The organism is Microbulbifer echini (genome assembly GCF_041447225.1).
Classification (GTDB): Bacteria; Pseudomonadota; Gammaproteobacteria; order Pseudomonadales; family Cellvibrionaceae; genus Microbulbifer; species Microbulbifer echini.
The window spans coordinates 1-4,398 of record NZ_JBGMEL010000038.1; the positions used below are offsets into that span (position 1 = coordinate 1).

5 protein-coding genes are annotated in these 4,398 nt (G+C 56.4%); all 5 read left to right on the top strand.

Going from position 1 to position 4,398, the window contains the following annotated elements; all coding sequences use genetic code 11:
* Positions 1–721, top strand: a 721-nt coding sequence (locus ACCI51_RS19190) for a hypothetical protein (RefSeq protein WP_371845040.1), incomplete at its 5' end; no start/stop codon positions are given.
* An 86-nt stretch (positions 722–807) separates the two neighbouring features.
* Complete coding sequence (locus tag ACCI51_RS19195) at positions 808–1,329, top strand: hypothetical protein (protein WP_299583076.1); 522 nt, start codon at positions 808–810, stop codon at positions 1,327–1,329.
* Positions 1,259–3,307, top strand: a complete 2,049-nt coding sequence (locus ACCI51_RS19200) for a terminase gpA endonuclease subunit (protein WP_371845042.1) — start codon at positions 1,259–1,261, stop codon at positions 3,305–3,307. Before ACCI51_RS19195 ends, ACCI51_RS19200 begins: the two co-directional genes overlap by 71 nt.
* Positions 3,308–3,523, top strand: coding sequence for a primosomal replication protein PriB/PriC domain protein (locus tag ACCI51_RS19205; protein ID WP_299589418.1), 216 nt, complete (start codon positions 3,308–3,310; stop codon positions 3,521–3,523). It begins immediately after the preceding gene.
* Positions 3,523–4,398: phage portal protein (locus tag ACCI51_RS19210; RefSeq protein ID WP_371845044.1), on the top strand; the 876-nt coding region annotated here is incomplete at its 3' end. The genes ACCI51_RS19205 and ACCI51_RS19210, both read left to right, overlap by 1 nt.

Here is a 4,398-nt window from a genome sequence, read left to right on the forward strand (position 1 = left end):
GATGGACGTTAGTGTAAAGCTGGATACCTCAAAGTTTGATCGAGCATCGGCTGAATTAAAAAAGCAATTACCTTATGCCAGTTCGGTTGCCCTAAATACGGTGGCGTTTCGTATACGGGGAGAAGAGCGTTCTGCGATGGGGCGCATCTTTGTAAATCCAGCGAAGCTGACACTGAACTCTGTACTGGTGAAGAAAGCCACTAAGCGCTCAGGTATCGCGAAGATCTTTATCCGTGATCAGGCAACCAACGGCACGGCGCCGAGTAAGTATTTGGCGCCGTCGGTTATCGATGTGAAGCGCAATGATAAGCGCTTTGAGCGTGCCCTTCGGCATATGGGCGTCCTGCCTTCTGGCATGTACGTGGTGCATGGCAAGGCGGCGAGATTAAACAGGCACGGGAATATCTCGGTCGGGACCTATAAAAAAATCCTGGCTGAATTACGGGGTAACCCTGGCTCTACAAGTGGGGCAGGTAGTGCGCAGAGTAAGAAGGGTAAATATTTCGTTGGCAAAGTGAACGGTGTCTTAGGGGTATGGAAAAGGGCAGGCGGTAAACGCCGACCAACGGTGAAACCCATTCTGATATTCCTCAAAGGAAAGCCCGATTACCGCAAGCGTTTCCCCTTCGTTCGTATTGCCGAAGGCATAGCGCGGCGTCACCTGCCGATTGAATTGGATAAAGCCATGGATCGTGCCATTGCGACCGCAAAGAGACGTTGAACGGGTCCTCCTGAGGGGGCCAACACACGGGTAATTCGAACCCCGCTTTTTTAACAGCTATCTGAAATTTCCTAGGGGGTTATACCTTGGCTGGTGATATCTCTCTTGATGATCAGGCCACTCAGTCTGGCTTTGCCCGATTGATCGGCGCTTCGCAGCCGGCAATTGCCAAGCATGTGCAGGCGGGCGTGCTTACCCAGGGGGCCAGTTTTAAGGTCTGGTTACAAGAATACTGCGAGCGGCTGCGTACTGAGGCGGCGGGCCGCCTGGCGAATGATGCCCGCAATCGCCGCGATATGGCCCAAGCCCTGGAATCCGAAGCCAATGCGCAACTGAAAATGCGCGAGCTGTATCGGCAAGACCAATTAATTCTGGATATTGAGTCCGTACGCAAGGCGATGGTGGAGTGGTCCACCATTGGCAAGAATGAATTTTTAGGCGCGGTGGAAAGCATCGTTATTGCTATCGAGAGCCAGCATGCCATTACCATCGACCGCGAACCCCTACAGCCAAACATTGACGCTGCCCTCAGAGCTATTGGCGGTTACGAAATCGAATCTCTCGCGCCTGGTGCAGGAGGTGCGCCAGACCTGGATACCGCAGCCTAAAATCCCGCTGATCGAGTGGCTGCCCGACAATATCAAACTGCCGTCTGAGGATAGCGACAACGCCGGCTATTACCGCAACGATTATGTGCCTTATTTCTGGGGTGTCATGCACGCGCTGGATAGCCCGATATCCTGGATGGTGGTGATGCAGAAGGCGGCACAAATTGGCTGGACCGTTCTACTGGCCACCGATATCTGTAAGGTCGCCGCCACCGACCCGGCCCGCATCCTGATGCTGTTTCCCAAGGATGAAAAAGGCCGGCTGTTTATGGATGAAAAGCTGGTGCCGATTATTGAAGGCTCACCAGCGGTGAATCGGGTGATCGATGTCACCACCAGCCGCAAGGGCGGCAGCCGCTCGACGCGGAAGAAATTCCCCGGCGGTGAGGTGCGTACCATTGGCTCCAACTCCATCTCCAATGTGAAATCCACCACCGCCCGCCGGGGCTATGTGGAAGAGCCGGACGATACCAACAAAGACGTCGGCGATCAGGGCGATTCCATTCGCCACCTGCGTGAACGTCTCAAGCGTATGCGCAATAAGAAATTAATTATCGGCGGCACCCCAGCGGTGGCCGATCTTTCCCAGGTGGAGCACTACACCAAACTCGGCACCATGCGCGTGCTGCCGGTGACCTGTCACGACTGCGGCGAGTCCCATGTGTTGGACTGGGAAAACGTCAGCTGGCTGGAAAAAGAGGGCGGCACCCCGCACCCGATATTCGGCCTGCACCAACCGGAAACCGCGGTGTATAGCTGCCCGGAATGCGGCAGCGCCTGGGATGACTACCGCCGCCAGGCCAATATCCTGCAGACCTGTAAAACCGCGCGGGAGAAGGGCGACGACTTTGCCGGCTGGGAAAAAACCCAATGCGGCGAAGACTTTGAGCCCGATGAAATCGAACCGATAGAAACCTTTATGGAGCTCTCGGAGCTCTATGTGTGTATTCCCGGCACCGGCCTTGCCGATGTAGTGCGGGATTTTCTTGAGGCCGAACACGAAGCCAAAAGCGGCGATGAATCCGCGCGCATCGTATTCCAGAACAACAAATTGGGCCGGCCCTACCAGTATGCCGCCAGTCGCTTGCTGGACCACGAAAAACTACAAGAGGCCGCTGAGGACTACCCGGAATTATCCTGCCCCGCTGGCGGCCTGCTGGTAACGGTCGGCATCGATGTGCAGCACGACCGCCTCGCGATATCGATACGCGCTTTCGGGCGCAATGAAGAAAGCTGGCAACTGTTCTGGGGCGAGATCGATGGCGATACCGCCGACAAGCGCGACGACTGCTGGGCGGCTCTGGATAAGTTGGTGTTCCAGAGTTTTAAGCACGAGCGCTTCGGCGAGATCCGCGCAGCGGCAGTCAGTATCGATTCTGGTGATGGGGGCACCAGCAACGCGGTGTACCACTGGGTCCGAACCCGCGATAAAAAATACCGCGGTGTGCTGGTGATGGCGATTAAAGGTGACAGTAACGACTTCGGCACCAAGGAAATTTTTAACCAGCCCCGGCAGGTGGATTTTAATAATCCCAAGCGCCGCACCAAGGCCGACCGCTTCGGGGTGAAGGTGTATATCGTGGGCACCCACAAAGCCAAAGACCTGATCGCCAAGCGTTTGCTGGGCACCAGTGCCTATATGCACAGCTGTAAGCATGTGCGGCAGGACTACTGGGAGCAGGTCACCGCCGAAGTCAAAGCCCCCAGCAAGAAAAACAAAGGCCGGGAAACCTGGCAGCCGCGCCCCGGCCGGCCCAATGAAGGCACGGATACCGAGGTCTACGCCTTACACGCCGCCCACGCCATGGGCATGCACAAATACAACGAGAAAAAATGGTCCACCCTCGAATCGCGGTTAGGCCAGCGCACCTTATTTAGCGAACCTCAACAAATACCCGAACAGCCTAAACAGCCCAAGCCAACCGCGAAAAATCCACGGCGGCCATCACAGCCCGCCGGCTCCCTACTGGATAGTTAAATGTCGAAAACCGCACAAGCCATGGTCGACCTCTATATCGAGGCCGAGATCGACGTGCTCGCCGGAAAAACCACGGTGATCAACGGCCGCCAATTTACCGCCGAGAACCTGCAGGAAATCCGTGCCGGCCGTCAGGAGTGGGAACGCCGCGCACTTCAAGAAAAACTCAAGGCCGCCGGCAAGCGTCGTGGGCCCGCCTACGCGAATTTTCATTGATGAATACATTAGATTCTTTCATCGGGTTCTTTGCCCCCGAGGCCGGGCTGCGCCGTGTGCAAGCGCGTCGCGCTTTAAAAGTCGTTGCCGCCTATGAAGCTGCACGCCCCAGCCGACTCAGAAAAAACCCCGCAGATAATCGCAGCGGCGATTTGGTGGCCGACGGGGATGTGGAAACCCTGCGTGGCCAGGCGCGGCACCTGGAGCAAAACCACGATTTTGCCTGTGGCATTCTCACTACCCTGGTCACCAATATTGTCGGCCCGCGCGGCATCGATGTGGAGTTCCAGCCCAAAACCTGGGACGGCGCTATCCATGAAGGTCTCGCCAGCCAAATGAATGAGGCCCATCAAGAGTGGGCGCGGCGCCCGGAATGTACCCGGCAATTTAGCTGGGCTAAAGCACAGCGGCTTTTGTGCAATACCTGGCTGCGCGATGGCGAAACCCTGCTGCGGCATTTGCAGGGCACGGTGCCCGGCTTAAAGCACCGCACCCCAGTGCCTTACACCCTCGAATGCCTGGAGCCGGATTTTTTGCCCGTTGGCTACAACGACCCCAGCCAACGCATCGTGCAGGGCATTGAAAAATCCGCCTGGGGCGAAGCCAAAGGTTTTTGGCTGTACGACGAACACCCCGGTGCTTCTCTGAACTGGCGTATGAAACGCAGACGCCACAGCGCCGACCATATCGAGCACCTGAAGTTTGTGCGCCGTCTGCACCAAACCCGTGGGGTTTCTATTTTTGCCGCGGTCATGAATCGCCTCAACGATATTAAAGACTATGAAGAAAACGAACGCGTCGCCGCCAAGATTGCCTCGGCCATGGTGGGTTTTATCCAGAAGGGCAGCCCTGATACTTATGACGCTGATTCTTAT